This is a genomic window from Alistipes onderdonkii (assembly GCF_025145285.1).
Classification (GTDB): domain Bacteria; phylum Bacteroidota; class Bacteroidia; order Bacteroidales; family Rikenellaceae; genus Alistipes; species Alistipes onderdonkii.
The window spans coordinates 721534-747129 of sequence record NZ_CP102251.1 but is presented as its reverse complement, the minus strand read 5'-3'; the positions used below and the strand labels follow the sequence as shown (position 1 = coordinate 747129).

The window sequence follows — 25596 nt, the reverse complement described above, 5'->3', positions numbered from 1 at the left end:
CACATGCGAATCGGCTCAAGTACCACCCATCATACGATGAATTCTTGTGGTTACTTGAGTCGAATTCATTATTTTTTGCAATAAAATTTTTTCTGAAAGGCTGAAAATGTATGCCCGTGCGATATATCCCCCGAATACCCCCTCCCGCTTTGCGGGATTGGGTTACGACCCCGGCTGGGCTGTGGGGCACATCATATTATTGCCCATGTTGTCGAATCTAAAAAATCCATGACTATGAACCACACGCTCAAATTCCTGCGGACATTCACCCTCGACGAGTTCAAGGAGTGGAAAGGCATCCTTCAAATCCGCATCATCCGCAACGAGCAGACGGGCAAGCATTTCTTCGGGTATGGCGATAAGGCGGGCGCTGTCACGTCGAAGTATCCCGCCGAAGCGCTCGACCATCCCGTCATTTCGGAAGTTCTCTCCGAGGAGAGCGGCGAGCAGTTCCTTCTGCTTCACAATGCAGGCGACAATCCTCAGTTCACCACGGTTGCCGTACTGTAAGAATCGTCCTCTTCATTTAAAAGGCTGTTCCCCTCAAAAGGAGCAGCCTTGCTTTTTATCACCGTACTATAATCATTCCCATATCAAATAACCATTTATCTATGCAATTACGACATTCACAACGCCGGGCAGCCAAGATGCGGCTGGCCCTGCAAGGGGCATCGGGTTCGGGCAAGACCTATTCCAGCCTGCTGCTGGCCTGCGGTATGGCTTCCGACTGGACTAAAATCGCCGTTATCGACACCGAGAACGGCAGTGCAGACCTCTATGCCCATCTGGGAGCCTACAACGTACTCTCCCTCTCGGAACCCTACAACCCGGAGAAATACATCGATGCCATCGGTATCTGCGAAAGCGCAGGCATGGAAGTAATCATCATCGACAGTATCTCGCATTGCTGGGATTACCTGCTGGATTTCCACGCCAATCTGCAAGGCAACTCCTTTGCCAACTGGGCCAAGGTCACGCCGCGTCAGAACGCCTTTATCCAGCGTATCCTCAATTCCTCGTGCCATGTCATCTGTACCATGCGCAGCAAGCAGGAGTACGTACTCAACGAGCGTAACGGGAAGATGATTCCGGAGAAAGTAGGGTTGAAGGCCGTGCAGCGTGACAACGTGGACTATGAGTTTACCATCGTCTTCGACGTGAACATGAAGCACTATGCCACGGCATCCAAAGACCGTACGGAACTGTTCGCCGGGAAACCCGAATTTCCCATTACCAGCCAAGTCGGGACACGGATTCTCGACTGGTGCAACCAATGTCAAACCCCAACCCCTGTAAGCTATGGAAGCAGCTATCCGGCGGGCAATACAGCCCGATAACCAACCCCACCCGCTGCCCTTTGTGCCCGTTGAAGATGCGAAGGACGATATGCAGCCGATTATTTCCTCGCCCTCGTTCGGTGAGGATGAAGAATCCCCGTTTCGGGAAACTCCCGAAGAACAGCCACGCAAGCCTTTCATCGAGGCCAATACCAAACAGGTCAGCCTTTACCACCTCAAGAACGACTGTATTACCCCGGTATTCTCCAAAGACAACGAGGTGACCATCTCCCATAACCAATTCATCGAAACCATGTGGGAGTGTGCGCAGCGGATGTTCAGAGGAGATACGGTAGACAATCCCGAAATCCGGGTGAGCCATATCGTCAAGGGCCGGACTCCCGAAGCCATCCACAAGGCGGTACACGAGCTTACGGATGCAGACAAGACGATTTATTACGAGCGGATGATGTTCTGCATCGAAATTCCCTCTGTCACGGAAACCATCGACAGATGCAGGCTGAACCTTACGATAGGGGGTGTCAGAGCCTATAACCAAGAGAACCTGTATAGCAAGAAAGGCTTCGAGAAGTTCAAGGTCTTTATCGGCTTCAAAAACATGGTGTGTTGCAATATGTGTGTGGCTACGGACGGTGTGGCCGAAGAGATACGGGTGACGAATACGCAAGAGTTGACGGCGAAGATTACCGAACTGGTGGTAAGCTATAATGCCAAACGCCATCTGGAGCGGATGCGGGCATTGCTCGATACCTCCATGTCGGAGAGTCAGTTCGCACAGCTGGTAGGCAAGGCGAGGTTATACCAGTTCCTGCCACCGGCACAGCGGAAACTGCTCCCGGAGTTCGAGTTCACGGACTGCCATCTGAACACCATTGCAAGGGCCTATTACAACGACCCGGCATTTGCCTGCGACAAGCAAGGAGAGATAGACCTATGGCGAGTGTTCAACCTCTTTACTGGAGCCAACAAGTCGAGTTATATCGATTCGTTCCTAACGAGGAGCCGCAATGCTATGGTATTTGCAGACGGACTGGCAAAGGCGCTGGCGGGAGAGAAGGAATACAGTTGGTTTGTGGAATGAAACAACGCAATGGCTATGGTACGAATTCTATACAAAATATTCTTCGGGTATCTGCTGAAATGGTGGATTTAATCAGTTCAAATATTGAATAAACAATACTTGTTGGAATACTTTTTAACAGAGGAGCTAGTATAATTCATTGAAATATAGGCTTAAACATTCCGAGTTCGAGTCCTCCTCCCGCTACTTAAAGGCCGATAACAAACTGAAATATAGTTAGTTACGGCCTTTTTTCTAAAATAGCCGGGACAATTCCGGGACAAAATATTTGTCTGAATTGTTCTGAAAATCAACATTCTACATTTTTGCGTCGGGTCGCTGACAGCGAAAATGTAAAAAAATGTTGTCTGTAAAAACTGCGCGAAATTCTGCGTTAAACGAGATTCTCTCGTACACTTATCCCCGTTTGCATACGGGCGCTTGCTGGTTTATCAGTTTTTACGCCTTCGACCCAGCAAAAGGCGAAATGCGTCGAAAGCGGATAAAAATCAATTCCGTCGGGACGGCCTCCCAGAAACGGCAATATGCCGCGCAGGTATGTCACCGGCTGTCTGCAAAGCTGGAAGCTGGCTGGAATCCTTGGATAGAGGCTGATGCCGACCGCTCCTACAAACTATTTTCCGACACGCTGATACATTATCGAAATTACATCACCAAACTCTTGAATGACGGAGTACACCGGGCATCAACGCACCACGATTATATCTGTTTTGCTCGCATAATGGAAGAATGGAATGATAATCAGCGGGTGTCTATACGGTATGTTTATCAATTCGACCGGGCTTTCTGTGTTCGTTTTCTGGACTATGTCTATATTGAACGGGAGAATTCTCCACGCACACGCAACAATTATTTGGCTTTCCTTCGGTCGTTCAGCGCCTTTTTGGTGCAACATCTGTATATCAAAGAAAAACCGACGGATGGGTTGGTCAGTATTGGCAAGGCTTTGCTCAAGAAAGAACGCAAGGTTATTGCTGTGGATGATATGCAACGCCTGCATGATTGGCTTCAGGAGAATAACCGCTACTTCCTTTTGGTTTGCTACTTTCTGCACTACATGCTTATCCGTCCGAAGGAGATTGCCAAACTCCGGCTGTGTGATATATCCGTCAGTAAACAGACGGTCTATATTGACGATACAATCTCGAAAAACAAGCGTTCGGCATGTGTTACTATACCCCAGAAAATTATTGAGTTGATGGCCGAACTTGGGTATTTTGACGCTCCGAGTACCTACTATATTTTTTCCAAGGATTTCAGACCGGGGCCGGAATGGGTAAACGAAAAGACTTACCGCGACTTTTGGAGCAGGAAAATCCGCCCTGCTCTCCACTTTCCCAAAGAGTACAAATTTTATAGTCTGAAGGATACCGGAATTACCGCGATGCTCCGTGCTGGGTATGATACCCTTTCGGTTAAAGAACAGGCGCGGCACTCGTCGTTATTGATGACCGATGTGTATACGCCGCAGGATATTCGGGATGCAAATCCGCTTTTATTGAATTATCAGGGCGTTTTATAATGTGAATTTCTGGAATGTATTTTTGTTATCTTTGCCTAACCAACAGTAATAAATAATTTGGCGTATGCATACGGATGATTTTGATGGCTTTGTTGTTACTATAAATGGTACAACACACTATGTCGACGGGACTGTACCTGATAAAACATTGAATACAGTTTCTGACTATAACAGTTTGTTAAGGGATATGATAAATATTCCGACCATTCACGAGCATTATTATTCGAATCTGTCTCGCGAACATTGGGCGCAATTATGTGCTGCGATGGATGTTATTAGGGACAGCCAAAGAGCCATAGATAAATATCAGGAAATAGACCAAATCGATTACATTCATGGGGATGCACTTTACATTTATGGGCTTCTTAATGCATTTTACTTACAACAAGATGCGGCAACAACTATTTTTAAAATAATTTTAAAAAAGAAAGAACTAAATTATTTCGATGACTACCCAGAGATCAATAAGATTAGGAGAATCCGGGATGATGTGTGTCATGCCACAGATAGGAATATTATAAAAGGGAAAATAATAGCCCAAATATTTATAAGTCCATCAACCGTGACAAAAAACGGTTTTTGCTATCTAAAATACACCACGTCAGATGGAAATCGGAAAGTTGTCACAATTCATGTCGATATAGATGATTGCATTGCCAAGCAAGCCAATGACATTAAAGATATACTTTGTACGATCTGTAAAAAAATATTGTCATCCATTTCGCCTGATGTTCAAAAGGAGTATTTGGAGTCGTGGTCGCAAGCAATGAAGGCATTGTGATTTCTCACTCAATAGAGTACCAGACAATAAATCCCCCGCCAATGGCGAGGGATTTTGTCATTTGAAATATTTGTCCTTGAGTTCGACCAGCTTGTCCCAATAGGTGACGATCAAGCCGTCCATGTGGTAGTGGTATTCCCCGGCATAGTTGGGCACGCCTCCGAGCCGATTTGCCGACCTCTCCGTGTAAAAGTGGTAGTAGTTCGCCGCGCGGCAGAAAAGGCTATGCAGGCCGCTCGGAATCGCGAATACGGGCAACCATAGCCAGCCCCAGCGCCGCGACTGTCGGACGTGGCCGAACTCATGGTCGTATACCGGTTCCCGGTCGATGTTCCCCGGCGCGATAAAGACGTACCGCCCAAGCGTCATGCCGCCCCGGACATGCTTCGTCGCATAGAACACGGCCCCGCGTTGCTCGGTGATTTTCACGCGGTCGAAACAGAATGCCAAGTACGTAAGGCCGAGCAGGTTCTGCGGGAGCTGCCACAAGTAGAGTAGTACCGCCCATGTTGTTTTCAGAAATTTCTTCATCGGTTCCGTTTTTTAAGTTCGATATAATCGGTGTATACGATTCGCGTGTGCGGGTTCGACGACATGACCTCCTGCCGTATCGCTTTGGTTCCCCAGCGGATGAAGAGGAAGCGCCGCGGCACCCGATGCACGACCTGCCGAAGGGTGTCGATGCTCTCCACGCGGCACGCGACCGAGTCGCGCTCGATCAACCCTTCGACAGTCACCCACGGATCTCGCCAGCGGAATGTCCGCATCGAGTCGATAATGACTGCCCCGGCCGAAGTTTCCCGGACGACGGCCGTGTCCCGGAGCTTCGCCCGCAGCTCTACGACGGTCGCTGTCGCCGTCTTGGCCGTTGATTCCACCCGCTTGAGTTTAATGCCGAGGTCGCGGATGCTCTCGGCATCCGCCGCCCGGAGCCGCTCCAGCTCCGAGACGCGGAGATTCAGCACCATGTTCGACGCGGCGGCCTTGCCTGCCTTTGTCCGGTAGATTTCGACATCTGACATCAGCGCGGTCTGGTTCGACTCCAACCGACGGCGTTCGCGTTTTTCCGAGCGGAGCCGCGCACTCTGCACCCACAACAGGCCGCCCGCTATAATCAGGGCTATGAGCAGGAAGCGTTTCATGCCTTTTCGAGCGTTTTGGAGATTTTGAGAATCAGACCCGCATAATCCGCCGGCTTGGCTGTACAGTAGCCGCAGGCTGCAACCCGGTAGGCGAACTGGTACACGTCGTCCTTGTACGGCATCGCGGGGGCATAGCGTTCGGTCAGCAGAATTCGGGAGTGGTCGGTCAGACACTCCCTGACAGACGTATAATCTCGGAAGGCGCGATCCACGACATATTTGTAGCGCCCGTCCGGCATCCGCGTAATGGAGTGTACTTTGGGGAATCGGTGGCCCTGCTTGTCGTCGTCGAAATACTCGAACGTCCGCACGTATTTCACCGCCCCGCGCCACTTCTTCGTGGCGGTTATGCCGAACAGGTTGTGCCCGATGGCGGACTTCCCCCAGCCGGTTTCGAGCGCGGCCTGCGCGGCCACGAAGAGCGGGTTCAGCCCGGTTTCCTCGCAGGAGGCTGCGATGTCCGGCCAGTAGGTTTTCTTAAATTCTTTCGGTGTCATGATCTTGGTCGCCTTTATAATTTTATATGCCGCGGTCTTCCTATTCGTCCTTTTACATTGATCACGAGCGCCTCGCGGCCACCAGCTGCCGAGATAATTTTCGCTCCTTTTACAATATCCGGGATATTGATTGCCGAGCCGACCTGATAGCCGTCGCACATCAGGAGATAAGTGGCGGCAAAACCGTCTTCTGTTTCCACTTTCTCAAGGGTGTAATTTGCTTTCATGGTAGTATGGTGTTTGAGTGGTTTTTACTCTTCGTCGTAAATATCCGGGTTCGGCATGAATTCGGGGCCGGGGGCTTGCTCGCTTCTGGCCGGGCCGCGGGGGCTGCCGGACTGCCGACCTGCCCTCTCCATGTACTCCAGCACCGCGGCCACGATGCCCTGCGTCTCCCGGTTCTTCAACGCCGAACCCAGCGCGGCCGCCGCATCCGCAATCTTGGCCTTTTCTTTATCCTCGGACTTCTCATATACGCTCTTCAGCTCGATGAAGCCGATGAACATGGCCCCCAATACCGTCAGAATCGGAATCAGCGGCAGGCGGCTCCCGGTCTGCTCGTTGATCTGCCATACGGTCAGCATCTGCACCGCGTCGATGGCCGTTACCACGAAAATCAGGTTGAAATACTTGGCGATCTTCTCGACGGTCTTGCGGTAGCCGAGCGATGAGCGCAGCTCCCCGCGTTTGCGGGCTTTCCGGATGCCTGCCCATAGGTCGAGGAAAATCACGAACAGTACGAGCAGGTAAACGATCGTGAGAATGATGAGCTGCGGACGTATCGCCGCGAAAATATGGTCTATCATAGTTCAGAAATTTCAAAAAAATGACGAGTAAGGTTAAGTAAATCCCCAGTGAATGAGTCATAATACAACCATCTCCCGCAAAGGAATATTTGTTATCGGTCACACCCCGTCAAAAAAGTTATACATGTACTATCGTTGCCGTTTCATCGTAGTTTCGGGCTATTACTCTGAAATAGGCGCGTGCCCCCTCGGTTCGGTATTGAGGATTACCCGTAAACAATACTACTCCTCCGTAAAATGAAACCTGCATCCTGCGCTTCCCGGAATCCTCCATCTTTCCGCCGCGGTCGCCTATATTGGTGCCGCGATGCAGCTCGAATTTCCCCCCCCCCCCACGAAACCGCGGTCGGCAATGCACACGACCCACCTTTCCAAGAGGTCTGCAACGGAAATTATCGGCATCCAGCCCGCGGCGTTTACCTTCGTTGCGTCGAACGGTACGGGATTGATCCGTACTGACGTCCAGTTTACCTCATCCCGCGAGAAGGAGTCCTGTACGAGCTTGAACCCCGCATTCAGAGGACGGTTTTGTGTCTGCCCGGTTTGAGGATTCCGGCGGTATCGCTTCTTCGCGTTTTTGTAGTGCAGGATGCCCACGAAACATTGCTTCAGAATCGGATTTTTCAAGTCCGTGGCAGGCTTTACGCAGAGCATTCCGCCCTGTACTTTCCACGTAACCGCCGGGACGGCTTCGGCATTCATGGGATAGGGTAATTCCGTCCACTTATTCACTCCGTCCCCGATCTTATGACGACCCGTGTCTGATTCGTAGACGACCTCGCCATCGAGTAGTAAGGGATTGGCCGCTTTGAGCGCCGCTGCCGTATATTTCGGGTGTTGTATTCTTCCAATCATAATTGCATCTGCTTTTTTGCCTGCGCTTTGCATTGCTCGGCGTATTCGTAATAGGCCGCGAACTCGTCCGGCTTGGTGTCCCGCTGGCGGAGTATCGCCAGTTCGTCGTCGACCGAATACCGCTCTCGGATGCTTTGCTGCACCCGCTGTTCGTAGGTCGGCACCGGGACGCTATTGACATATTCCGTTAAAACAGGGCTGCCCTGCTCATCCTCGGTAATCAGCATACCTGCTGCCTGCCCGTCGATCAGTTCCAACCACCTCTCGTCGGTGATCTCTACACCGCCCTCGACGGGTTCGTCATAAAATCCTTGCTTCCAGTATTTCATAGCTTCCTGTATTTTATTTCCAGCGTCCGATCACCAGCCAATGGACGGTTTCGGTAGAGGATGCGAGACCTCCGTTCTTGTCGGTGAGGTTCGCCCAGCGCGATTGGTAGCGTAAATATTGGGCGGTCAGTTCCACATACGACGCGGCTGTGATAACGTTGCCGTTGCCGTAATAAGCCGTCAGAAAGCATCCGAACGGCTTTGCGATGAATGCAGGACTGAAATAGTACTGATACGCCCCGCCGGGGGATATCCCCCATTGAAACATCAGCCCGTCCGGTGCTTTGTAGTAACCGTTGGATGAGAGCGCTTTTGTCAGCGTTACGTTCGACAGGTCTTTGGCGGCCTTATCGCCCCACGTCTTTTTCTCGCTGTCGGTCACGAAACGGTGCGTTGCGTCCGTAGTGATCTGTGAAGCGTGAATACTGCCTGCCATTTCACCATCCGACTCGTAGGGGAGAGACTTCCATGCGGTAACACCGTCGCCGATTTTCCGCCTGCGTGTGTCGGATTCGTACACGACTTCGCCTTTGAGAAGCACCGGATTTGCGGCGGCCAGTGCGGCCGCCGTAAACATCGGGAATTGAACCCGCCCGGTTATCTTTTCAGTAGCTGCCATAGCGTCAGTTCATTCCGGGGATGGTACACTGAATGACGAACGTACTCGCCTTGAACTCGTCGATGGCCGCTTTTGCCGCTGCCTCTCCGGCACCCTTCGGGTCGTAAAAGTTGTCGTATGACTTCTTCAAGTCGGCCGCCAGTTTCAACGACAGCACGGAGTAGTTGAGCTTGATTACGTTCGACTCCGTCACTTGGATATACTGGTCGTCGCCCGTGTAGACATCGACGAGATCCTGCACGGGCAGGTACTGCGGGGTGTTGTTGTTCTGGAAGAGGAACTCGATGTACTTGTCGCCGACCTTGGCCCCGGAGTAAGGCGAATTGGCCGTCACCACGGTCTTGATGGATGATCCGCGCAGCACCTGATCGAGCGGGATGTTGATCGGCACGCCGATACGGCTGCCGTTCCGCGTGAGGTAGTAGGTCGCGGCGAACCCGCTAACCGTCGGAGCTTTCTCCGTGCTGTATTCGGGCAGGGCATCTTCCATGACGATACGCCCGGTGTAAGGGACTGCCGCCGTCGTCACGGTGCCGTCGGACTTGAACGTGATGGAAGCAGTAGCGAGGAATACCGTGCGACCGCTGTCGTCCGAGGCCATGCGGATAGTATCGATCAATCCGGTGACGGCCGAAGCGGAAACCTCGGTGATGGAAACGAAACCGCTTATAGAATCTTCGATCTCCTGCACGGCGACATTTTGTGCGACCACAACGCATTTTTTATTCGCATTGATCGCCGCGACGATGTTTTTTGCGACTTGTCCCTGCGGGTTGAGTCCTCCGGTCGGCGGGTTCAGGTAGCCTTCGTAGTTGAATGTAAACACGTCCGCTTTCTCATTCCACCCTGTTTTTTCGGCATCGGTCACGAGCCGATGCGTTGCGTCGGCCGTGAGCTGGGCAAGAGAGGTGACATTGCCCCAGCCGAGCGCCGACCATGTCTTCGTGCCGTCGCCGACCTTGTATTTCAGTGGCGAACTACCCCGGATAAGTCCGTACTCGCCGTCGAGCAGGACGGGATTCGCTGCCGTCCATTCGGCTTCGGTGCCCGTTACGAATTTGATGCGGGATTTGAGCAGGATTTCCTGCAATACCGCTAAAGTTTGATTTTCTGCCATGATATTGTGTATTTAACTGTTGCTCTTCAGGTCGGCCGGGCTGTATCCGCCGAGGATCAGGCGGTCGGTTTTTTTGATGTAGTCGCCCGCGGATGCCACTGCGGGGAATCTATCGTATCGTTTCCTTGTTACAACGCCGTCGGTTCTATTTACCAGATAGTAGATTTGGTAAATTTTGATTGTTCCGTCTTCCTCCGATGTTTCGAATATTCCTGTAAATAATTGATAGCCCCCGTCTGCTTTTTGAACTTGAATAATAGATTGTTGGGGGAGTTCCGCCCTTTCTTTTATGTAGATATTCGCCGTAATGCCTTTTTCGAGCTTTTCCATAATCTTGAGGCAGGTGGCAGGATATGCAGAACTCGTGAGGTCGATAATATCGTATGAGGCATTGATTATCGTGGCAATTATCGCCTCTCCGTAGGCTGTCTGCTTAAAATTGTCTGATGGGCCAAACCAAAGGAATAGCCCTGTTTTGGCGGGGAAGCATATGCTTTTTATCTGATTTAAAAAATTATCATCGGGGATTGTCAAGGTGAGTTCCCGGCGAAGCTCTCCTTTGCACATGCGCCTGCGCGATAACGGGATGAATACTTCGAGCGAGTATTCATCAACCTGACGGCAGTCTTTGTAAACTCCGTCAATGCGGGACGCTTTGAAGTGGGTTGCTCCATCTGTAAAATAGTCGATGGTGAAATCGATTCCCGCGTCCGGAATTGCCGCTTTTACAAGAGTACCGTCACTTTGCCGTTCATAGAATGTTTCTATGTAGGTAAGGTCGGTAAGTATGTTCCAGCGTCTATACGATGTCATGGTTCTTGTTTTATGCAAAAATATTTGATTGCTGTCGCTGCGGAAAGGACAACTTTATTCCCGCCGTATTGATGGAATTTGCCAGAAATCGGTCGGGAGTTCAGGTTCCGGAAGTTCTGCCCGGTCATAATAATTGGCTTCATCTTTTTCTGACAAATGGTATTTGAAGGTGTAGCTGTTTAGGGCGGCCTCTTTGTGTTTGACTTCGTACTCCGTGACGATTATTTGTTTCCACTCCCCGTCTGCGTATAGGTAGCGATTGCTGGAGTGCAGAAACTCCTGCCATTGCCGGGCTATGCTGCTCGAACTGATGTAACCTGTGTTTTGCTGCCAGATTGATGTGTAATCGTTGCTTAATTCCGCTTCGCGGCCTTGATTGATGAACGTGTCGACCTCGCCTTCTGGAAGTAATGTCGAAAGTCCGGATGCGATTATCGTGTCGAATCCGCCGAGCGAGTTTTGGAATAAGAAACAGCGGTCTCGAAAGTTGCCCGACCGCAAAATATATCGCTGGGCGAAAGGGTAGTTCTTTGCACCTGCCGTATCGGGTTCAGAGACGGAGTTCGCTCCCAATCCGTAGATGTCGTATGCAATCGGTGTCAGTTCTTCCGAAACGCAGATATTACGCCAGAGTAGCTCGAACGAAACGTTGATCCGGACGATGCCTTCTTCGGATGCTGTGAAAATGTCCTGTGTGCGCTCGATTCCTTCGGCTGTATATAGGCGCGACTTGATTCGCAGAAATTGTGGATCTCGATTGAGTTTTACCACCGATAACCATTGCGGTTGCCATGCCGGCATGGTGACGATTTGCCCTTGCCAAGTCAGAAAGTTTCTGGCCCACCAATCCAGCCCTACTTTGCGAGGAGCTGCAACCCCGCCGGCAATGACCTGAAAACGATATGTTTTGGTTGTCGCCGTGTCGGTCAGCGTTATATACAAATATGTAAAGTCGGTAACGCCGGTTTGTCGTGGAAATTCACATTCCAGCAGGGTATGGACGATGTCCCGCAGGTTGATCGTTATCAAACTCTCTGCATCGTAATAAAGCGTCAGTTTGTCACATATAGTTGCATCATCAAGTCTTACTGTCATGTAAACACAAGTCAGGCTTGAATTTTTGTTCCTGATGATCATTTTCCCCAAATTCTCAGAAAACTGACAAATTTCGGGCTTCTCGATTATTTCGAAGGTATCTACCATTGGCTCGGCTTCTATTCTCGGACAAAAATATCTACATGACGCGCGGACTGAAAGGACATTACACTTCGACCAACTCCGCATTCGAGTGAAGGATATCGTGAGTGGTATTACCGGTTATTTCAAGGGTTTTTATCAAATAACGCACGTTGAAGACCAACACTTTGACCCAGAGGCGTAGGTTTGCAATATCTGATGCGGTCAGGTTGAGATCGACTTTAAGCATTTCTTTGTCCCGTGCCAGCCACTCCGCGTAGGGTTTATGGAATCTGTTGTACAAACCATTTTCCCCTCCAATTGCAAGGGAGTACTCGCTTCGGTCTTCGCTGCCAGCAGAAAGATCGGGAATACCGCCCTCGAAATAATATCCTTTATCCGAAAAATTATTTTTGATCAGCAAGCCGATATACACTTCTGACGGGCGATTGCCGCCTGCGGTGGGAAAATCTACAATAGGAGTTATGGCGTTCAGTCCAATTGCTTCTTCGATCGATCCGTCAGCATGTATTTGCTTTGACGGGTATACGGCCAAAGGAACGCATTTCGGACATGTGAAGTCGATCGAACAGTCGTAGTTCTGATCTTCCGAGTCGGCAGCCGGTTCCATTTTCGTAAACCCGGCTTGATGTACGATATCCAGAGTGGCTATTGGTGTCGTATATTTGTTCCATGCGGCACCGCGTCCTGAATAATAGAGCAGAGCGTCGATTTTCTTACCTGAATAGATATCCCCGGTTTGGGCCAGTCTGATATTTTTATAGTCGGGAGACACCCTGTATTTGTTGATGATGTCCTGCAGAGAATAGCTTTCGATAATCTCATCAGTTGGCTCTTGGCCCAAATCCTCTTCGTAGGACTTGGTGTAGTTGTCATCCTCGTTACGGAATGCGAGGGTATAGCCTTTCTTTTCATAGGCGGGGAGCGAATAATTGTCGCTGACTTTGGCCGTCCAGTCTACAAATTTATTGCTTGCGAGAATCGACTTGTTACTCATCAGGAAATACTTTTTCCCGGAAAAAAACAACGTGCAGCAAGGTATTTTGAGTAGACTGATAAGAAAATCGCTCAAGTCCATGTCCGGCATCGAGTCGGCAAGATCGAGCGTACATTGGGTAGGATATAACCCCGGCCGGGCACCGGGCGATGTATCTTTTACCCCGTATCGGTTGTCGTATTCGGAACTTTTGTAAAGTCCGAGGATCGCTAACATATTGAGGAGTTTTTCGAGTTCCGGTTCCCCCAGCTCTAACTCCGGAAGGATTTTATCGAGGATATAACGTACTTTGATCGCTGGGACAACATAAGGCCGGGTGGTGTAAAGCCAGTTCGCATATTTATCGACCGTTGAGCATTCTGCTTTCGTCGGCCCCGACGTCACATACTCGATCGAGGCGCTCATTGCCTTGCGCATAATCTGGGGCAGGCCGAACTCGTCATATAGTCCTTTACGGGCGTTTTCTACCATCGTCGAGAATTTGATGTCCTCAAATCCGGAGAATGGGATGTCGGTCAGCTTTCCTGTGACGATGTGGTCGAATTCAGCCCCGACGAATGAGTATTGTAAGGACTTATCGGAGTAGTCGTCATATTTCAGTTCACCCTGAAATGCGACTATGCCATTGAATAACGCCTCGCAGGCGGCAGTCTTGCGTGACGGCCGCCGCCGGATGCCGGGTGTGAATCCGAAAAATTTGCAGTTTTTAGGCGACAGTTTGAATTCAACATTCGTGGAAACGGCCACTGGCACCCTGTCATCTTCAAAGATTGGATTGTCCAGTGTAAATGTCACATCCTGATCAGGCTGTACATCGAGGATTATGCCCTCGGATCGGAATTGTATCATCGTTTTTTGCCTCCAATTTGCCCACGTTCCCGCGTGCGGTTGTACTCTTTCATTTTCGCAACGATTCCGTTCTCGCCCAGCATTGTCACGTAGGCAAGAATCGGATTCTTCAGCACGTCGCATAGACGATCGACGGCCGCGATGAATTTGCCGGCCGTGCCTGCGTCCAAAGAGGAAAGCCCCGTGTCTGTTGTGTCGAATGACGGGATATCTCCTGTTGGGCCACCGGATACGAATCCGGGTACCGGTGTATTTTGCCGGTATACGGCATTGAAATCGAAGCTGCCGAGTGTCCCCTGTCGGCGGGCCGCTTCGATCGTGTTCAGTACGGGAATCAACGAGGGGTTATCCATTGCGGCCGCTGGAACGACATACTCCTTCCCGTTTTCCGATACCAGCACCGTCGGCGATGAGATGAAGCCTCGTTTATCCGGAGAATAACGGGCGTTGAATTTTTTGCCGTCCTGCATCCGCTCGATGACCTGACCACCCTCTTCGGCGCCAGTCGTTATTGGGGTTGATGCAATCATAGCGATTTGTGCGGCTCCCATAGCACCGACGATAGCGGCAAAGATCGCACCCAGAGGCCATCCCCATTCAGCCAGTGTTTTCGTGACACCAGTTGCCGTATTGATGATGGCGGAGGTGATGTTCATGGCCTTCTGGCGCTTCGCCTGTTTGATTTGCATCTCTTCTTGTTTGGCTTCGAGATCTGCGGCCATTCGCTCCTCCTCTGCTTGTGCTTGCTCTTCGGTCATCAGTCCTGCTTTGACACGCTTCTCGTTGGCTTTTTTCTTCTTATCCTGATTTTTCTGATATTTCTTTAATTCTGCGTTTTCCTTTTTGGTCATCATATTGTCGTAGGTAGTATATACCTGCAGCGCCGTTTCCGTAGCTGCGCCAATCGCTGTCATGGCGGCATGTACTGCTTGCAACGCTTCTTCGGTAGAAGCAGCCCCGTTCTTCAGCACGTCAAAAAATTGCATCCAGTCCGATTGTGGTAGGCCCATGAACGTTGGGTCGTTGCCGGCAAAAGAGAATGTTTTCTGCTGCCCGTCGCCGAGAACTTCCAATACGCCGATGATCGCTGTCCTGACATCTTCGAAACGATTGACGAGATTCTGCTTCTCTTGAGCCGAGAGAAGTTGTGTGTCGAGTTGGATGCCGTCGAACATTCCGGACTCGATAAGCGTTTTAAGTTGCGCAGAGAGTTGAGTCAGGTGTTCGAGTTCCAATCGGGACTCTTCTTCCGCTTGGGCTTTCCGTAGCTGTTTGCGTTCAGCGGCCGAGCCGTGGAAGTCGAGGAGTTCCTGCTTGTGACGGTTCTTGAGCTGTTTCTTTTGCAGCTCATAGGTCTCCTCTTCCCGCTTTAGTCGATCGTCGATCTCGTCGAGCCGAATTTTGGTGATGTTGCGCTGGTGGGCTTTCTCCAGAGCTTCCAATGCCGCGGCGTTGCCTGCGTACCTCTTTTTCTTCAGTTCGTAGTCGGCGTTCTCCCGCTTGATCCGATCGGTTTCCGATTGCTGGAGAAGTTTGTTTATCTCCTCTTCTTTGGCTGCGGCCGCCTTCTTCTGCTCAAGTCGTTTGTCTGCGAGTTGGTTCTGGATTTTGAGCCGCGTAGCCCCTTCATCGATATTTTTCGCAAGGCGTTTTTCCAATGCCGCAATTTCCAGTTTCAGCAGCTCTTCGTTGAATTGGGACGCGGATACGATTTCCCCGTTCTGATATTTCTCCTTGAGTTTCAGTTTCGCGGTCAGGAACTCTTTGTCTTTTTCGAGCGACCATTTGCCTGTATCGTCCGGGGCGGTGGGCGTTGTATTTGTGGTCGTGGTGGTGTTCAGATTGAGAGGGGTGGCGAACTTACCGTAGAGAGTGTCCAGCATCGAGAGAGCCTGCTGGCCTTCGGTCACGGTATTGCGTAATTCTGTGGTGATTTCTTGTAAGGCGATATTTCGGCCTGCAGGATTCCATGCCGATCCGGTGAGGTTCAGCCCCAGATTTCGTAATTCCATATTGAGGTCGGAAACTGCCTGACTTTGTTTTGCAGAATCGTTTCCGGCCGCTTTTATCTTACCCGTGAAATCGACAACTGCGGCGGCGATCAATCTCTGCTTATCGGCGGTGAGCGACGATTCGTCTCCCCATTTTTTATATTTGTTCGTGATTTCGTCGATCGCCTTTTTCGTGGCTGTCATCTCATCGTTGGCGATGCGTTCCGCTTCCTGCTTCCTGAATTTGAGCTTGATATTTTTTTCCAATTCGCTGTTTACCGACTGAAGCGCAATGGCGATATCCTCGTTGCTACTTTTCTCGGTAAGCAGGTTCGGAAGGTAGTTGCCGTACCGTTCATTGATGATTTTGATTGCTTCGGCTCGTGCGCGGCTCCCGGAGGCTGCGCGGGTCGCGGCCTCCTGCAATCCGTTGAGCTTTCGTTTCTCGTTGTCGATTTCGACCGCGGCTTCGGCGGCCATGTTCTTGACCTGCTTGTGGGTTTTGAATATTTTGTCGCTGAACAGGGTTACTGCGCCGATGGCGACTGAAATCGCTGTCACAATCCAACCCCACGGCCCGGCTTTGATGACGTTGTTGAATACCTGTGTTACCAGCGTTGCCTGCTTCGTAATGGCGATATACGCAATATGAGCTGCTCGGTAAATCACCATCGCCTTGTGTGCAGCAAACATTATGGTTTTGTAGGCTGCGACGGCCGCAACGATTGGGATAATCGCTCCTTTTGTCTGGTATAAGAATTTCACAAGACCCGTCAGCGCCTTCAGAAAGGTTACGGTGATCGAGGTTGTCGAGGTGAATGCCGGATTCAGTGTTTCGCCGAGGATTACGGCCTGTTCATGGAGTGCCTTCTTCTGTTTTTCGTATTGGGCCGTGGCACTTTCGTTTTTGGTGTTGAACTCTTCGATGACAGATGTGCCGGTTTCGAATGCACGATTGGCGATTTCCTGCTGCCGACGCAGCTCGTCGGTATTGGCCGCCAGAACGCCCAAGACCTGCACGCTACGTTGCCCGTCGAGTTTCATTGAGTTCAGGGCGTTCACGATCGACTGCATACCTTGGCCGGACTTACCCATACCTTCCAAAACGCGGATAAATGCCTCGTTCATATCTTCGCCCATGAGCTTTTGGAATTCGCTGAGGCTCATTTTGGCAATTTTTGCAAAGACCTCTGTCCGCTTGTACATGGCGGTAATTACCTGCCCGTAGGAAGTGCCTGCCGTTTCTGCCTGCTGCCCCAATTTGTCGAGTGTGCCGGCGAGGCCGAGGACGGACTGAATCGAGATTTTTACATTCGGCGCCGTACCGGCCGCCCTTTTTGCGAAGTCAACGACAAAGCCCTCGGCCGCCGTGGAGGCCATGCCGATTTCGTTGATTGCCGAGCCGACCTTGAGCATACTCTGCTCGATGCCGTATTGTTCTCGGAGGTGGAAAATATCGACGAGTTTTCCGATCTGTTGGATGGCCGCTTCGACATTTCCGCCGAGGTCGCGGGCCAGCGAAACTCCGATTTTATCGCCTGCACGGGCAAATTCGAGCAGGTTTTGTTTACCTTCGATACCGAGTTTACCTGCGACTCGCACAATGTCAAGCAGTGAGTTGTGGGTGGTGCGGGTGTCTATCTTCTTCAGTTCTTCCGATACTTCGCGGATCTCCGTTTTTGTTGTTGAAGTGGTCTTCTGGGCATCGGTCAGAGCTTCGTCATACTCCAGAAAGGCGGCACGGGCTTTCTTGGTGCCCATGACTGCAAACGACATTGAGGCGAATCCGGCCGTGATCGCGCCGAAGAACTTGCTGAACCCGCCGGCCATCCGTTGCACGACGTTCCCCGTGTCGCGTGCTGATCCTTTGAGCGTCTTGATGCGGGCATCGACCTGCTTTAATTCAGCCCGATATTTTTCCCATTCCGTTGTGCCCGGAATCGCATTGTTGAAAACAGCGCGTAGACGCCTTTGTTCTTGTGTCAGATCAGAGATGGTCAGAGTGGCCAGCTTCATCTCGGAGCGAAGCTGCTGCATTTGCTCTTTGTTGGACTTGATGATCGCAGCATTTTTCTTGATTTCAGCTGCATTTTGCCGATATAATTCGGTATTCTCTTTCCCTTCGGCTTTAAGTCGACGCTGTTCCTGCCGAAGCTCGAAATTTGCGTTCGCGAGATCTCTTGTTTGTCGGCTTAAATCTCCGATCCGTTTTTGGGATTCGTCACCATTTACAATGATGTTGAGTCTTAAATCTTCATCCCGAATTGCTTTTCCCATATTCCTAATCCGTCAGTTGTTGCTTGATTTCTGCAACAACATCGTCGGTCAGGCCGTACATCAACCGGGAAGCAATCGACTCGTAGTGTCCGTAAGCGAAACGGGTGTGAATCTTGCGGGCACGCCGGACGAGCTTGGAACCATAGCGCAGAACCCGCATGTCGAGGAACCGTTCTTCGATCGTGTGCTGGTAGGTCATTGTCGCCGACATCTCGCCCTGTTCGGAAACAGACATCGAACGCTCATTGACCAGTCGGCCGGTGCGGGTACAGAGTTTCGTTGCCAGCACCGTATTCTGGTTCTTCAGCCATCGGTTCGACTCGTCGAGCAAAGTGCGCCGTATGTACTCTCCTTTGACAGTCATTTGTTGCAGTTTGCAACAAAAGTAGCCGCCCGAAGGCGGCTACAAAGGACAGGTTGAATAAGGGCTATCTGCCGGTCGGTAGGCGGAAAACTTCTTGCCGCCGTCGGTCGGCTTGCATCTTTCTTTTCTGTAGTTCGGCCCGTTCTGCGGTCAGCCGGGCAATCATTTCGCTTTGGGATTTGACCGTTTCGATCAGCTTTGAGAGAAATTCGCTCTCGATGCGGGATGCTGCAAGGCAGGTCTCGCCGATTTTCGTGTTTTTCATAGAGGTTTTAGCATTAAACCGTTAAACAAAATGTGGCTTCGTCTTTCCCGCTGCTAAACACCTCTACGGCTCGCCGGGGCATTAACCGCACGGCACGGGGGTACGAAACCACATAAAATTTTATACGCACAAAAAATGCCCGTATATTTCGACGGACATCATCCGCCGTAGAGATTGTTTAGCATTGCAAATATAAATAATATTTTGGAGAAAATGATTTTTAATGCAATAATTCATTGCTTGTATGTCTATACATCGCTACTGCATGCATGGGTCTGTTTCTGTTTCGTATTGCCCCCGTGTTTTAAAGCCATTCGTTCCTGATTCGTTTTCTCCGATATATTTGCTCAATAGCCAATGATAGACGTTTTGACCGCCACCCATTCCGGGCATAGTAACAACATAAGCCTGCTCGAATTCCCAGCCGAGCGATCCCATGTAATTCATTGCGTCAACCATCGAGTTAAAAGAAAGAGGCTTTCCGTCATCACCTACGAGCTTATTTCGTGAGGCCACACCACCCAGCGCATTGGTGCGCATGGCATCCTCTTGCCCAAAATCAATCCCCACGGTTACTTGAGATTTCGCAAATTTTTGCGTTCCCACGATTTCGCAGTAAACTTTCTGCTGTGCGATGACGTAGTTGCAGGCCAATACGGCCATAAACAAGAATAACAGTTTTTTCATAATTCAAGTAGGTTTAAGGTTTGCTTTACAAAGATACCCCCCCCCGCAATATTTGCAAGCGAATTATGAAAAATATGAATGCACAACGATAAAATCTCCGATCTTCTGGACGTACTACTTTGCATGATCTACTTTTTCACCTTCGGCGAAGATGAAAGATAGCTGGCCAGCAGCCACGCGAAAAGTAAACCTATGCCTATTGCTCCGAACATATCAGATCGAGATTTGTGTTAATTTATGTCCGAGGTCGTGCAGCGCGGCCTCGATCTCCTTCGCACGTTTTTCCGAGGGCTTGGAGTACCCGCATATATATTTTGCAAGCAGGGTTTCATTGATACCCATGCGGCGGGCCATCTGGCTGACGTTGATTTCCGGGAACTGGGCGAAAGCCATTGCGACCCTGTTGTCCGACGTTTCCGCCGGCTGATTAAAAAAGCCCTCGAAACTTAAATCTTCGTCCAGTTCGGGCCAATGAATACCCGACCGGGATAATTCGTATTTCATGCGCTGCTCATCGCTTGCCCGTGCCAGACGGGGAAAAGCGCGGAGAAGCAGACTGCCCGTCCGGCCGTCGTCGGTCGTCAGGAAAATCCGACCGTTTTCGAACCATATCTTTTGCGCTTTCATATTCGTATTATTTATCGAAAAACTCCTTCCACCGTTCAATAATCACCTCTTTGTTCTCTTCTATCCCCATGAGGGCGTGTTTTAACTCCCGTGGCTTCAGACCGAAATTTTCTATCAGTTTTATCTCCGGTTCGATCATGAATTTTGCGTCACATTCTCCGTTGCTGACGTGTACGTGAACCGGTTCGTGATCGTTCGAGTAAAAAAAGAACTTCAGTCCTAAATAGTAAAAAAGTATGGGCATTGTGCAGTTGTTTGGTTTCTGGTACAAATATAGGAATAAAATTATTCCCTTACAAGTAAAAAGGAATATTTTTATTCCTACAATTATTTTGCCGGAAATCAGAATTCAATCTCAATCATCCAGCCGACCCAGCTTCCGAATACTTTGTATACCGGAACCGTATTTGCAACCTTGATTGTCATGCCGGCCAAACGGGGACAGGCGTTATATCCCAGAGTGTCCGCCCGTAACGTTTTCAAAATCATATCGACCGTAGCGAGCATCGACAGATATTGTTCGAGTTCATCTTTATCGGTACGCTGCCCGGCCATTGCTTTTTCGAGGACGAATATGGCGGCCGGGAGTTGATCCTGATAGGAGTTCGATGTTTCTCCTGTTTGCCGTAGTGATGGATAGGAAACCACGACCTGACGGCCGTCTGCGCTCTTGAGCCGCTCGGTTCCGTGCGTGTCATCGACAACGGGGATTACCTCGTTCTCCGTTACACGCATATTGACCAGATATCGTAGTAGGTTAATGAGTTTTTGCATTGCGTTTTGCTTGCTTTACGTTGTGGTGTAGAATCTGGAATATAGTATATAGGCCCTCTTCGTCGATGTCGTTCAGCGTGCCGAGTGCCCGATCCCGTGCCAGTTCGTAGGCTACATCTGTCAATGTGAACTTCGGGCCGGTATCGTGGGCAGTTTCCTCGCTGCTGAAGATCGTGCGCATGTCGATCTGTTCCCCAGCCACAACTATCGTCCCGGTCTGGAGAAATTTGACGCAGGCGGAGAACCACATGAGAATCGTCTGTTTCTGCCACGGAGCTATCCGGCGGGCATGGCATACGTCCCGCTCAAAGGTCTCGTGACGGATGGGGACGATACACCGGCCGGCCCGGTTGGCTTGCTTCGAAGGCTGTCGATACAGGAAAGCGATCATCCGGTCGAGGGCCGCGGGTTGCCGGGTGTTCAAGAATTCGTCGCGGGCGATCAGGGCATTCCGAAATTCCACGAGAATCAGGTCTTGCAGAGCGTCGGCCGGCCCACGCAAACGATGGCTGCCGATATGGATTTCGGGCAGCGGATTCTGTATGGTGTCGAATGTCGGGAGCAGACCGTCCTCGGTGTCGGTAAACAGCCAGCCGAGGAGATTTTCGCAAAGCAAAAAAATGTTGGCATTCTTCTGCTCGGCAGCGGCTCGATTGAGTTTTTCCCACATTACCGAACGCCATGTCCGTTTGATACCGAGGAGAAGATAGAGGACGCGCACATGAAACTCAAGCGGAGAGATGTGGCCGGATTCCATATCCCAAAGCAGGCGCATCGTAACGCGGGCCTGTTCCGGTGTCATCTCGCTCCATTTCGAGGGGATTTCCCTGCATACGCCGATAGCGGGTATTTCGATCGTATTCATTATTGAACAGAAAAGAATTTGTTTCGGGGATCGTTGTCCGGTAGAAGAGAGTATTTTTCCACAGTAGCCGATAAAGCCTCGTGAAACTCTTCGAGGGCGGTTGCCGCCTGATGATCGAGGGCTGAAAGGTAGAATTTCAACGCATCAGTGGAGGGGGTCTTTCCGGCTCCTTTACCCTGAAATGAATCTGTAAACCGCTGCGAGATCCCAATCGGGAATACGGACACCGAAAGTCTCTGGACGGCTATCACCATCGCCTTCAAAGCTACAAAACGCCGCGCTGCAAGAGCCGTGTCTGAATCTATGTCTGACAGGAGCGACATATAACGATCTCCGGCAATCGGCCTCACAAAGCGCTGCTGCACTTCGAGGATGAAGGGTATAAGCGTATAGAAGGTGTAGAACGAGCCATCGAGCGGGTAGATGCTTTCGAATTGGTCGAGGGTACGGAGAATCGACTGTTGTTGCTGGGTGCGCAGCGGCGAGTCCTTCCACTCTTTGATGTCCGTTTGCTCAAGGAAGAGATACAATTCGTCGAGCGTTCGGAAGAATGTATCGCGCAGAACCGCATCGTCCTTCTCGATCTGCCATGCCCACGGCAGTTTTTCGTTTTCGCTGATTTTTACCTTTCTGCCGCTGTCCTCATGGCTCACGAGGTTTCGCTGGTAGAAGTGATGCATGGCTTTATACGCCACCGGCAACTGAACCCGCCGTACGAGCATGTCTTCCGGATCATCGGATGACACTTCCGGATCATATTCGTCCGTCATATACCGGGAGTGTGCCCGGTCGAATGTAGCTTTCCCGATCAGTTTGATAACTTCGTTTTGGGCCAGCACGATATCCTCGCTGATCCCGGTGAAGTCATTCGCCTTGTACCATGTGCCGGTGAGATTGTATAGCTCTGCGGAGCCTTTTTTCGTTTTATTGAAAATCATGGCGTCAGTTTTTTATGCGGTCATTGGGGGATGTCTCGCTTTCGGTCAAAGGTTTGCTGTGATAGAAGTCGAGTTGTAAATCAGTGTCGGGGAAATTAAAGCGGATGGCTTGGTTGATGGGTTCCAAAATGTCGTATGTGGGTTTGGCGGTGTTCGACATCATGAAGAGTTTGTAGGCGTAAAGCATTTCGGAACCGGATGCGAGCTTCCCGGCAACCATGATGTTCGACAGAGATGCATGCAGACCGAGGCCGGATGTGATTGCCGAGCTGGCCGCCTCCATGACTTTGAGTTGCGATTCGATGAAGTCTTTAATTTTCTGGTCTATCGCCTCTACCTTCCAGATGTTGGTTTGTTGCGAGAGCGGGTCGAAAACATCCACTGTGTGGAAGAATTTTCCGGCATTCTTGGCCCCAGATAACACTTCGGTCAGCTTGGTAAGCATGGTTGCCGTGAGTTTGCCGATCTCCTCTTCTACCTGTTTATCACTCCATGCCGGATTGTTCTTGCGGATGTACGTGCGCTTCTTCTCCCAATATCCGTCTGGAGAATGAACATGATACGCAGCGTTGAACCCGTTGTCGGTAACGTATTTGAATATGGCCGGAACTTCGGAGCCTCGCATGATCCAGCGCAGAGTTCCCCAATATTCCGGAATCGAATAGAAATCCCGTGCGAACGAGTAAGACGAGTTGTAAGCTGCCGAAGCGGGGTATCTGGCCGGGTTGCTGCTGTCGAATACCGGGTAGGTTTGGATGCCGGTGTCGATGCAATCGTTCTCGAAGTTCCCGACGAAAATGTGCCTTACGTCCTCAAGACGACGGGTGGCGGCCCATTCGAGGCGGGCATTTTTCGCAGACACAAACTCCAGAGCTGCGATTCGCGGCCTTTGGCCGGAGATCCGTCCGCGGCGTTCGAGCAGCTTGATGTCAAAAAATCCTTTGAGATACAAGTAGTCGGTCATCGCCGCGTCGATGTACTTCAGGTAGTCCCAATCTTTCAACCATGCCATTATCTCCCTATCATCCTTGAACTCCTTCGTTATCTCGCCATTCTCGAAACGCAGGCTGCGTAGAAAGGGGCCTTCGCCGTACAGCAATCCCTTCTGACGAGCAAGAATACCGGGGGCGAGATTGTTTTCGTCCATAAGGTCACGGATTTGCACTGGCAGGCGGTTGTTGTTTCCGTAGGGTACGATCTTTTGTCCACCGACATACTGCGGCATATAGTCCCAATTCTCCCGTTCTGCTTGCCATAGCAGAGTGTCGAGGTTGTTCGCTTGAGCCGTTGAGATCGTATAGACACAGTCATCGACCGGCAGGGCATATGAAAAATCCGAAATCTGGGTGGCTTTTCCTGTTTTATTCATTGCAAAACTACTTTTTGACCGTTAAAACTCATCAGCAATGGCTGATAAAAGCGCCGAGCTTGGCAGGTGTCGAGGTCAAGATATGCCTCGACGAATTCGGCATCTCGATGGTTCTCCTGTTTTTCACGTTTCAGCAGACGGGCATGCCGAACTTCGATCACTCCTTTGCTTACGCGAGCCGTAGCGTCGTAGGACATGAACGTAAAGCCGAACGGAACCCCCTCGGCGGATAAGCGGCGCATCTCTTTTATTGCATCCCATAAATCCATAGCACAAAAATAGATTGTAGACCTGCGAAGCAAAGGACAAAGGCCCGGAGTGCCGGGCTGGAATGATATTGATTGCAGAAAGTTCGGAATGAAAGTCGAAACGGCTGATTGTAGATTGAAAATGCCCGATTTTTGCCTCTCTTTTCGGGGCGTTTTTATGATATTCGGTTGATATAGAGCACAGTTTGTCCGGTCGGATGAAAAACGATTTTTGTTGAGAGAAATTTAAGGCCGTCCCGCCCTCTCGACGAGTTGCGATTGCATGACCCTCGAAAAGGCGATATATGACAAAAGGCCTGCCGGGGTGGGGTTCGGGGCGGGGAATGGTTGCTTGCGGCTGGGCTGGGAGGTGTGGCTGGGGTACAGCCGATCGCAAACCATGTACGGCCGATAAGAGAAAGGCCGACCCTCTTTCGTAGGGCCGGCCTGATGTGTGTTGTAGAACTGTCAGCGTCGATAAATCATAATGTCCGTGTATCTGGAATTGTAATTCAACTGCGCTCCCATTTCTTTCCGCACTGCGTTAAGGAATGGATTCGCATTGACCTTTGCCTCGGAGATCCACTCGCATAGTTCAATGATCGAGGATTTGTTGGAGGTGAAATAGAAGTAGGATGTACTCGAAAGCAGGGTCAGCACGTCGAGATAGTCGGATAGCCGCCACCGGCATTTATATACCCCTACCTCGGTCGATAGGTAGGGTGGATCGACAAGGAATACGACACCGGGGATATCCTTGTATTGATTGAACAATTCCCGATAATCGGCGTGAACAACCTCGATCCCGTCGAGATATCCTTCACAGGTGTAGTCTGATGCCCGCAGGTTATTATATAACCCAGCATTTTGAAGTTCCGTATAGTCTGTCACGTATTTGGATGAGAACAGCAGCGAAGACGAAAGTGTTATATAATCGACATAGCCGGTCTTTTCGGCCGACCGTACTGTGTCGAGTATCGTTGTTCGCATTTGAGGCGTCAGTCTCTTGGCCGTAGGGTAATCACCTACGATCGAACGGATATCATGGAGTAGTGCGTTTGTGCGTTTGATGTTCTCCAGACGTACATGGTAGTCGTCGAAGTCGTTGTAGATAACGCGGGCATCAGGTCGCTCCCGTTTGGTGACATGCGAGAGTAGGCCGCTGCCGCCGAAGAGATCCACGAATACCGTAGCGTGATCGAACTCCCGGAGTGCCTTGCGGAATTCGCGGATAAAGCGTTTCTTTTGGCCCATGAACGGCAGAGGGGCCGATGTGTAGTTTTTCATA

29 protein-coding genes are annotated in these 25596 nt (G+C 50.6%); 5 read left to right on the top strand and 24 right to left on the bottom strand.

Annotated features, from left to right (window positions below):
• Window positions 1-234 precede the first annotated feature (234 nt).
• The 5 genes from NQ559_RS03210 to NQ559_RS03190 all read left to right on the top strand — a co-directional run bounded on the left by NQ559_RS03210 (window position 235) and on the right by NQ559_RS03190 (window position 4682).
• Window positions 235-510 (top strand): hypothetical protein, encoded by a 276-nt coding sequence (locus NQ559_RS03210; protein ID WP_014775845.1) that lies wholly within the window; start codon window positions 235-237, stop codon window positions 508-510.
• Window positions 511-611: 101 nt separating this feature from the next.
• Window positions 612-1337 (top strand): ATP-binding protein, encoded by a 726-nt coding sequence (locus NQ559_RS03205; RefSeq protein ID WP_014775846.1) that lies wholly within the window; start codon window positions 612-614, stop codon window positions 1335-1337.
• Window positions 1300-2379 (top strand): DUF3871 family protein, encoded by a 1080-nt coding sequence (locus tag NQ559_RS03200; RefSeq protein ID WP_018696660.1) that lies wholly within the window; start codon window positions 1300-1302, stop codon window positions 2377-2379. The genes NQ559_RS03205 and NQ559_RS03200 overlap by 38 nt, the downstream gene beginning before the upstream one ends.
• Before the next feature lie 340 nt (window positions 2380-2719).
• On the top strand, window positions 2720-3901 hold the full coding sequence (locus NQ559_RS03195; RefSeq protein WP_018696659.1) for a tyrosine-type recombinase/integrase: 1182 nt from the start codon (window positions 2720-2722) through the stop codon (window positions 3899-3901).
• A gap of 64 nt (window positions 3902-3965) precedes the next feature.
• Window positions 3966-4682, top strand: a complete 717-nt coding sequence (locus NQ559_RS03190; RefSeq protein ID WP_009596406.1) for a hypothetical protein — start codon at window positions 3966-3968, stop codon at window positions 4680-4682.
• 57 nt (window positions 4683-4739) lie between these two features.
• Here NQ559_RS03190 and NQ559_RS03185 read toward each other — a convergent pair whose 3' ends face one another.
• The 24 genes from NQ559_RS03185 to NQ559_RS03070 all read right to left on the bottom strand — a co-directional run bounded on the left by NQ559_RS03185 (window position 4740) and on the right by NQ559_RS03070 (window position 25595).
• Complete coding sequence (locus tag NQ559_RS03185) at window positions 4740-5213, bottom strand: hypothetical protein (RefSeq protein WP_018696657.1); 474 nt, start codon at window positions 5211-5213, stop codon at window positions 4740-4742.
• Window positions 5210-5824 (bottom strand): DUF6549 family protein, encoded by a 615-nt coding sequence (locus NQ559_RS03180; RefSeq protein ID WP_009596453.1) that lies wholly within the window; start codon window positions 5822-5824, stop codon window positions 5210-5212. Before NQ559_RS03180 ends, NQ559_RS03185 begins: the two co-directional genes overlap by 4 nt.
• Window positions 5821-6321: a glycoside hydrolase family 73 protein gene (locus NQ559_RS03175; RefSeq protein WP_009596492.1), complete on the bottom strand. Its 501-nt coding sequence runs from the start codon at window positions 6319-6321 to the stop codon at window positions 5821-5823. Before NQ559_RS03175 ends, NQ559_RS03180 begins: the two co-directional genes overlap by 4 nt.
• A gap of 14 nt (window positions 6322-6335) precedes the next feature.
• Window positions 6336-6548 carry a hypothetical protein gene (locus NQ559_RS03170; RefSeq protein ID WP_009596374.1) on the bottom strand — a complete coding sequence of 71 codons (213 nt, stop codon included), beginning with the start codon at window positions 6546-6548 and terminating at the stop codon, window positions 6336-6338.
• Between the two features lie 24 nt (window positions 6549-6572).
• The gene (locus tag NQ559_RS03165) at window positions 6573-7127 is read right to left on the bottom strand and encodes a phage holin family protein (RefSeq protein ID WP_009596322.1); all 555 of its coding nucleotides are present in this window, start codon (window positions 7125-7127) and stop codon (window positions 6573-6575) included.
• 291 nt (window positions 7128-7418) lie between these two features.
• A complete protein-coding gene (locus tag NQ559_RS03160; protein ID WP_259805136.1) occupies window positions 7419-7982 on the bottom strand; it encodes a hypothetical protein in 564 nt (187 codons plus the stop codon).
• Window positions 7979-8311 carry a hypothetical protein gene (locus NQ559_RS03155; protein WP_009596358.1) on the bottom strand — a complete coding sequence of 111 codons (333 nt, stop codon included), beginning with the start codon at window positions 8309-8311 and terminating at the stop codon, window positions 7979-7981. The genes NQ559_RS03160 and NQ559_RS03155 overlap by 4 nt, the downstream gene beginning before the upstream one ends.
• Before the next feature lie 13 nt (window positions 8312-8324).
• Entirely contained in the window at window positions 8325-8930 is a 606-nt protein-coding gene (locus tag NQ559_RS03150) for a gp53-like domain-containing protein (protein ID WP_229100491.1), read from the bottom strand.
• Window positions 8931-8934: 4 nt separating this feature from the next.
• Window positions 8935-10047: a hypothetical protein gene (locus NQ559_RS03145; protein ID WP_026318517.1), complete on the bottom strand. Its 1113-nt coding sequence runs from the start codon at window positions 10045-10047 to the stop codon at window positions 8935-8937.
• 12 nt (window positions 10048-10059) lie between these two features.
• A complete protein-coding gene (locus NQ559_RS03140; protein ID WP_018696654.1) occupies window positions 10060-10860 on the bottom strand; it encodes a hypothetical protein in 801 nt (266 codons plus the stop codon).
• A 54-nt stretch (window positions 10861-10914) separates the two neighbouring features.
• The gene (locus NQ559_RS03135; RefSeq protein ID WP_018696653.1) at window positions 10915-12063 is read right to left on the bottom strand and encodes a hypothetical protein; all 1149 of its coding nucleotides are present in this window, start codon (window positions 12061-12063) and stop codon (window positions 10915-10917) included.
• Between the two features lie 58 nt (window positions 12064-12121).
• Window positions 12122-13903 (bottom strand): hypothetical protein, encoded by a 1782-nt coding sequence (locus tag NQ559_RS03130; protein WP_009596400.1) that lies wholly within the window; start codon window positions 13901-13903, stop codon window positions 12122-12124.
• Complete coding sequence (locus NQ559_RS03125) at window positions 13900-18171, bottom strand: phage tail tape measure protein (RefSeq protein WP_018696652.1); 4272 nt, start codon at window positions 18169-18171, stop codon at window positions 13900-13902. Before NQ559_RS03125 ends, NQ559_RS03130 begins: the two co-directional genes overlap by 4 nt.
• Window positions 18172-18175: 4 nt before the next feature.
• A complete protein-coding gene (locus NQ559_RS03120) occupies window positions 18176-18535 on the bottom strand; it encodes a hypothetical protein (RefSeq protein ID WP_018696651.1) in 360 nt (119 codons plus the stop codon).
• 64 nt (window positions 18536-18599) lie between these two features.
• Window positions 18600-18800, bottom strand: a complete 201-nt coding sequence (locus tag NQ559_RS03115; protein ID WP_018696650.1) for a hypothetical protein — start codon at window positions 18798-18800, stop codon at window positions 18600-18602.
• A gap of 258 nt (window positions 18801-19058) precedes the next feature.
• Window positions 19059-19487, bottom strand: coding sequence for a hypothetical protein (locus NQ559_RS03110; protein ID WP_033395272.1), 429 nt, complete (start codon window positions 19485-19487; stop codon window positions 19059-19061).
• Between the two features lie 213 nt (window positions 19488-19700).
• Window positions 19701-20114, bottom strand: coding sequence for a DUF2442 domain-containing protein (locus NQ559_RS03105; protein WP_018696648.1), 414 nt, complete (start codon window positions 20112-20114; stop codon window positions 19701-19703).
• A 7-nt stretch (window positions 20115-20121) separates the two neighbouring features.
• Window positions 20122-20358 (bottom strand): DUF4160 domain-containing protein, encoded by a 237-nt coding sequence (locus NQ559_RS03100; protein WP_018696647.1) that lies wholly within the window; start codon window positions 20356-20358, stop codon window positions 20122-20124.
• Window positions 20359-20456: 98 nt separating this feature from the next.
• On the bottom strand, window positions 20457-20888 hold the full coding sequence (locus NQ559_RS03095) for a hypothetical protein (RefSeq protein ID WP_039939531.1): 432 nt from the start codon (window positions 20886-20888) through the stop codon (window positions 20457-20459).
• Entirely contained in the window at window positions 20872-21753 is an 882-nt protein-coding gene (locus NQ559_RS03090) for a hypothetical protein (RefSeq protein ID WP_009596427.1), read from the bottom strand. The genes NQ559_RS03095 and NQ559_RS03090 overlap by 17 nt, the downstream gene beginning before the upstream one ends.
• A complete protein-coding gene (locus NQ559_RS03085; RefSeq protein ID WP_009596513.1) occupies window positions 21753-22691 on the bottom strand; it encodes a DUF6712 family protein in 939 nt (312 codons plus the stop codon). Before NQ559_RS03085 ends, NQ559_RS03090 begins: the two co-directional genes overlap by 1 nt.
• A gap of 4 nt (window positions 22692-22695) precedes the next feature.
• A complete protein-coding gene (locus NQ559_RS03080; RefSeq protein ID WP_018696645.1) occupies window positions 22696-24060 on the bottom strand; it encodes a hypothetical protein in 1365 nt (454 codons plus the stop codon).
• Window positions 24057-24329, bottom strand: coding sequence for a hypothetical protein (locus NQ559_RS03075; protein ID WP_009596511.1), 273 nt, complete (start codon window positions 24327-24329; stop codon window positions 24057-24059). Before NQ559_RS03075 ends, NQ559_RS03080 begins: the two co-directional genes overlap by 4 nt.
• A 447-nt stretch (window positions 24330-24776) precedes the next feature.
• Window positions 24777-25595 carry a DNA adenine methylase gene (locus tag NQ559_RS03070; protein WP_009596480.1) on the bottom strand — a complete coding sequence of 273 codons (819 nt, stop codon included), beginning with the start codon at window positions 25593-25595 and terminating at the stop codon, window positions 24777-24779.
• Window position 25596: the final 1 nt, after the last annotated feature.